This window comes from uncultured Thiodictyon sp. (assembly GCF_903828115.1).
In the GTDB taxonomy this organism is placed as follows: domain Bacteria; phylum Pseudomonadota; class Gammaproteobacteria; order Chromatiales; family Chromatiaceae; genus Thiodictyon.
This window is the reverse complement of sequence record NZ_CAIKKU010000458.1, coordinates 1-4,835: the sequence shown is the minus strand read 5'-3', so window position 1 is coordinate 4,835 and position 4,835 is coordinate 1. Positions and strand designations below refer to the sequence as shown.

General features: G+C 68.5%; 5 protein-coding genes and 1 pseudogene. 4 read left to right on the top strand and 2 right to left on the bottom strand.

The window, feature by feature from the left end; all coding sequences use genetic code 11:
* Positions 1–153: 153 nt before the first annotated feature.
* The 4 genes and pseudogenes from QZY48_RS34865 to QZY48_RS16740 form a co-directional block, all read left to right on the top strand.
* Positions 154–897 (top strand): annotated as a pseudogene (locus tag QZY48_RS34865) (Hpt domain-containing protein); the annotation flags it as partial.
* Between the two features lie 82 nt (positions 898–979).
* The gene (locus QZY48_RS34860; protein ID WP_366929713.1) at positions 980–1,747 is read left to right on the top strand and encodes a diguanylate cyclase; all 768 of its coding nucleotides are present in this window, start codon (positions 980–982) and stop codon (positions 1,745–1,747) included.
* The gene (locus QZY48_RS16745) at positions 1,737–2,336 is read left to right on the top strand and encodes a chemotaxis protein CheW (protein WP_295433005.1); all 600 of its coding nucleotides are present in this window, start codon (positions 1,737–1,739) and stop codon (positions 2,334–2,336) included. Before QZY48_RS34860 ends, QZY48_RS16745 begins: the two co-directional genes overlap by 11 nt.
* Entirely contained in the window at positions 2,333–2,716 is a 384-nt protein-coding gene (locus QZY48_RS16740; protein WP_295433003.1) for a hypothetical protein, read from the top strand. The genes QZY48_RS16745 and QZY48_RS16740 overlap by 4 nt, the downstream gene beginning before the upstream one ends.
* A 123-nt stretch (positions 2,717–2,839) precedes the next feature.
* Here QZY48_RS16740 and QZY48_RS16735 read toward each other — a convergent pair whose 3' ends face one another.
* Both QZY48_RS16735 and QZY48_RS16730 read right to left on the bottom strand, forming a co-directional pair.
* Positions 2,840–3,622 (bottom strand): NAD-dependent protein deacylase, encoded by a 783-nt coding sequence (locus QZY48_RS16735; protein ID WP_295433000.1) that lies wholly within the window; start codon positions 3,620–3,622, stop codon positions 2,840–2,842.
* Between the two features lie 240 nt (positions 3,623–3,862).
* The gene (locus QZY48_RS16730) at positions 3,863–4,627 is read right to left on the bottom strand and encodes a ParA family protein (RefSeq protein WP_295432997.1); all 765 of its coding nucleotides are present in this window, start codon (positions 4,625–4,627) and stop codon (positions 3,863–3,865) included.
* Positions 4,628–4,835: the final 208 nt, after the last annotated feature.

The following is a 4,835-nucleotide window of genomic DNA, read 5'->3' as shown; positions in this document are numbered from 1 at the left end:
TACGATTACGACAACGACAACGACAACGACAACGACAACGACAACGACAACGACAACGACGACGACGCCAATGGCGCGACAAGCATTCCCTAATGGACTTGTTTAATTTATTAGTGAACCGTTCCCCAGCACCCAAGCGGCGATTCGACAACCATGGCACCAGTCCCACCGGAAACCTTCAAGGCACGCAAGGCCCGGCTGCGAGCCGCCTTTCTGGAGCAGTTGCCCCAGCGCCTGCACGCCGCGCGCGCCCTGTTGACGGCGCCGCCGACGCACGCCGGGGACCGGGCGGGCCTGGTGCAGTTGCACCTGGCGCTGCATACCGTCAAGGGGAGTGCCGCCTCCTTCGGCCTGACGGCGCTCAGCGAGTTGGCACGGGAGGGCGACGAGCTGCTCCAGGCCGCCCTGGCCGACGCGGCGCCCCCACCGGGGCTCACCGCAGGCCTGGTCGCAGTCCTGGAGCGTCTGGAGGCCCTGGCGCTCGGACCCGCGGCTCCCGCTGACCACGCCGAGCACTTCGGCTTCGAGCCGCTGTCGGCGGCGCTCGCGCCGGCCCCGGGGGCCGTGGCCCAGGCGCCGCGACCAGCCGCGGATGGGGCGGCCGAGCCGGGCGCCCAGCGGCGGGACAAGCTGATCTATCTGTGCGACGACGACGGCGATCTGGCCCAGCAGTTGTGCGCCCAGTTGGCGTGCTTCGGCTACCCGGTCACGGCGCTGACCAGCCTTGAGCAGATGCGCGCGGCGGTGAGCGCGCGCGCGCCCGCCGCGGTCATCATGGATGTCATGTTCCCCGAGGGCGAGCACGCCGGTCCCGCGGCACTCGCGGCCCTGAGCGCCGCGACCGGGCAGTCCATCCCCAGCCTCTATATCTCCAGTCGGGACGACTTCCAGGCGCGCCTGCAGGTGGTCAAGGCCGGCGGCAGCGCCTACTGCACCAAGCCGGTCAAGACCACCGAGGTTCAATGCGGACCTGGTGCTGATGGACATGTACATGCCGGAGTGCTCCGGGCCCGAACTGGCGCGGGTGCTGCGCCAGATGCCGGGGCATGTGAGTCTGCCCATCATCTTCCTGTCCTCCGAGACCGATCGGGAGCGCCAGTTCAAGGCCCTGGAGGTCGGCGCGGACGGCTTCCTGACCAAGCCGGTGGAGCCCCGTCGGCTGGTCGCCGAGGTCAGCCTGCGGGCCGAGCGGATGCGCACCCTGCACGCCTTGATGGTGCGTGACGGGCTCACGGGGCTCTTCAATCACAACACGATCATGCAGTTCCTGGAACTGGGCGTGGCCAACGCCCGGCGCGACGGGCGTCCCATGTGCTTTGCCATGATCGACGTGGATCGCTTCAAGCGGGTCAACGACACCTACGGCCATCCGGCCGGCGATCAGGTCCTGATGGCGCTCAGCCGGGGCCTGCGGATGCGCCTGCGCGAGTCCGACGTGGTCGGGCGCTACGGCGGGGAGGAGTTCGCGGTGGTCCTGCCCGGGGTCGACGGGCACCAGGCCCGAGGTATCCTCGATGCCCTGCGCGCAAGCTTCGCCGAGGTCTTGTTCTACGCCGGGGACGCCACCTTCACCTGCACCTTCAGCGCCGGGGTGGCCGCCTTCCCCCGCTTTGCCGGTGCCGACACCCTGGTCGAGGCGGCGGATCTCGCGCTGTACCGGGCCAAGCGGGGCGGGCGCGACCGGGTCGAGATCGCCACCGCCGCGGATTTTGGCCCGGGTGGGCGGGAGGGCGCGGATGGGCGCTGACACCGGGGACACGGGGAGCGCCGTGCAGGCTGGGAGCGTCGCGTACCAGCCCGGCCCGACCCTCCCCGCCGATCCGCCCACCCCAGCCGCGACCTTGGACGCCATCCTCGACCAACGCACCCACGAGGGGGAGGCGGGCGTCGCCGTCGCCGCCGTCACCGCGCAGTGGGTCGTCTTCTGCATCGGCGAGCGGCCGTTCGCCTTACCCGGCCGGCAAGTGCTGGAGATCCTGCAGACGCCGCCCATCCATTTCGTCCCGGGCTGTCCGCCGGCCCTGGAAGGGGTGATCGAGGTCCGCGGTACCATCTGGTCGGTGCTGCGGCTCGACGCGCTGCTGGAGACCGCCCCCGGCCCCGTCACCCGCCGCAATGCGATCCTGCTCGGACGCGCCGCCGCGATGCAGAGCGGCCTGCGGGTGGATGGGGTGGACGATGTGCTCGAACTGGCCCCGGACGCCATCCTGGCCCCGCCCGCCGACCTTCCCGGACGCCTGCCGGGGCTCGTCACCGGGGTCTTCCAGCACCGCGCCCGAGCGGTCCTGGCCCTGGACCTGGAGCGCCTGTTCACGGCCTGGCGCGACGGGTTATGAGCCCGCAAGACGCCCTGGATCTGGTTCTGTTCCGCTGGGGCACCCTCGAACTGGCGTTGCCGCGCGACCGGGTGCAGGCCCTGGAAGCGGACCGCGACCCACGCTGGCCGTCCATCGGCGACCTGCTGGGACTACCCGCCGCGGCGCCGGGCCTGATGCGCCTGTTGCTGGTCGCGGGGCTGGGCGGGCCGCTGCGCATCCGGGTCCAGGAGCCGGTCACCCGGGTGCGACTGCCCGCCGCCGCCATCCATCCGCTGCCGCCCCTGCTCGCCGCACGGCTGCGCCTGCCCTGGGTCCGCGCCCTGGCCCACCGGCCGGGTCAGGGGCCGGGGGTGCTGACCGTCATCCTGGATCCGGTCGGTCCGGGAACGCCCTGTTGATCCGGTCTCACTTGGAAGCGGTCGGCGGGTCCTCGGCTCCGACGCGGTTACCGCAACAGTCGGGCCGGCACCCTGCGGCCGGACTTGCACGACAAGGCCGCGGGGCGGGACGCCCCGACTCCTTTACTGGGGCGAGGCCTTCAGATAGGCCTCGCGAATCGCCCGCAGACTGACCGCCGCGCCCGCGGCGAGCTTGTAGTCGACGACGTTGGTGACGGTCGTGTCGGCTGGATTGATCTCCACGGTCGGGACGCCCCGTTGGCTTGCCTGCACGACCGGTCCCGCGATGTAGGGGAAGACGCTGGTCGTGCCGATGCTGAACACCAGATCGAAGCCCCGCTCCAGTTCCCGATACAACTGCGCAATCGCCGCGGGCGGCAGGTTCTCGCCGAACAGCACCACCCGCGGGCGCACCAGCGCATGACAGCGCGGGCAGGTCGGCGGCAGCCTGAGTCCGGCGTAATCGGGCACGCTGGTCTCATAGTCGCAGCGGGTGCAGAACAGGTCGTGAATATCGCCGTGGATCTCGATCAGATTGCGGCTGCCGGCGGCGCGGTGGAAACCGTCGATGTTCTGGCTCAGCACCCAGACCTCGAACTGCTCCTGCCACTGCGCGATGATGGCATGGGCGTCGTTGAAGCGCGCCCCGCGGCAGGTCTCCTCGATCTGATGCAGATATTTCCAGGTGATGGCCGGATTGGCCGCCAGCATCGCCCCGGACAGCGCGGTCTCGATCGGGACCTGCTCCGCCGTCAACTGATTGTTGTAGAGGCCGCCGATACCGCGATAGGTCGGCAGGCCGGAGTCGGCCGAGATGCCGGCGCCGGTGATGAACAGCAGGCGGCGGGCGCCGCGCAGGGCCTGCGCGATGCGCGCGACGGTGTTGGGATCAGGTACATTGCGCATGGGAATGCCTCGTTTAGGAACGATTCATTAATCAGTGAAACAAGTCCGTTAGGGAGTGCCTTCGGCGCCGTTGTCGTTGTCGTTGTCGTAATCGAGGTTATCGTAGCGCCGCGGATTCTCTCGCACGCCGAATTGCAGCGCTTCTCCGGTTACGATTACGACAACGACAACGACAACGACAACGATTGTGTTGTGTGTGACTTGTTCTTGAGTCGTTACTGATGGGCGCCGGCCCCGGGCTCAGGCGGTCAGCAGATCGTACAGTGCCTCGAATTCCCGGCTGAGTTTGTGCCGGGGGTCCAGATGGATCATCGGTAAGGCCTGGGTGTGTGATTCACGGATCTTGATCGAGGCCGACAGAAAGGCGTCCAGCACCGGCAGCCCCTCGGCACGCAATTCATCGACCAGGCGCAGCGGCAGATTGGCGCGCGCCTGATACTGGTTGACCACGATACCCTCGACCCGCAGGGCGCGATTGTGATCGGCCTGGATCTCGCGCACGCTGTCCATCAGCGTCACCAGCGCGCGGCGCGAGAAGTCATCGCAGTCGAAGGGGATCAGACAGGTGTCGGCGCAAATGAGCGCCGAGCGGGTGAAAAAATTGAGCGCCGGCGGCGTATCGATGAAGACCTCGTCGAAGTCCTTGAGCGTATCGAGCGCCTCGCGCAGCTTGTACATCTTGTAGCGCGATTCCAGTTTGACCTGGAGTTCCTCCAGCCGCGGATCGGACGGCAGGACACTCAGGTTGGGAAAGGGCGTCGCCACCACATACTCGACCGGCCGGGCGCCGAAGATCCGGTAGCCCAGGATATCGTCGAAAAAGTGGGCGAGCGTCTTCTCCTGCGTGTCCAGCGCCTTGCCCAGCAGATAGCGCGAGGCGTTGGCCTGCGGGTCCAGGTCAACCAGGAGTGTCCGCCGCCCCCGCGCGGCGCTGATGGCGGCCAGGTTGCAGGCGATGGTCGACTTGCCCACCCCCCCTTTCTGATTGAAGACGACTCGGCGCATGGCGATGTTCCACGAGTTTGCTGGGCAGTCTGCAAGTGTAGCCAAGAAAGGGGCGTCGGGGTGTCCCGCCCCGACTGCTTCCGCGAGGGAGCGGCGTCCCGCCGCGCTTTGGCCTCGCAGGGTGCCGCGGTCTCGCCGGTTACCGCGGCGTCGGGTCTTGATCATAACTCCGGCCACGCGCCATTGCGGCAACCCGTCGCGGCCTGGG

Bases quoted from the DNA above. Each gene is read 5' to 3' on its own strand.
- QZY48_RS16735 (WP_295433000.1), bottom strand. From the start codon at position 3,622: ATGCGCAATGTACCTGATCCCAACACCGTCGCGCGCATCGCGCAGGCC.
- QZY48_RS16740 (WP_295433003.1), top strand. From the start codon at position 2,333: ATGAGCCCGCAAGACGCCCTGGATCTGGTTCTGTTCCGCTGGGGCACC.
- QZY48_RS16730 (WP_295432997.1), bottom strand. From the start codon at position 4,627: ATGCGCCGAGTCGTCTTCAATCAGAAAGGGGGGGTGGGCAAGTCGACC.
- QZY48_RS34860 (WP_366929713.1), top strand. From the start codon at position 980: ATGGACATGTACATGCCGGAGTGCTCCGGGCCCGAACTGGCGCGGGTG.
- QZY48_RS16745 (WP_295433005.1), top strand. From the start codon at position 1,737: ATGGGCGCTGACACCGGGGACACGGGGAGCGCCGTGCAGGCTGGGAGC.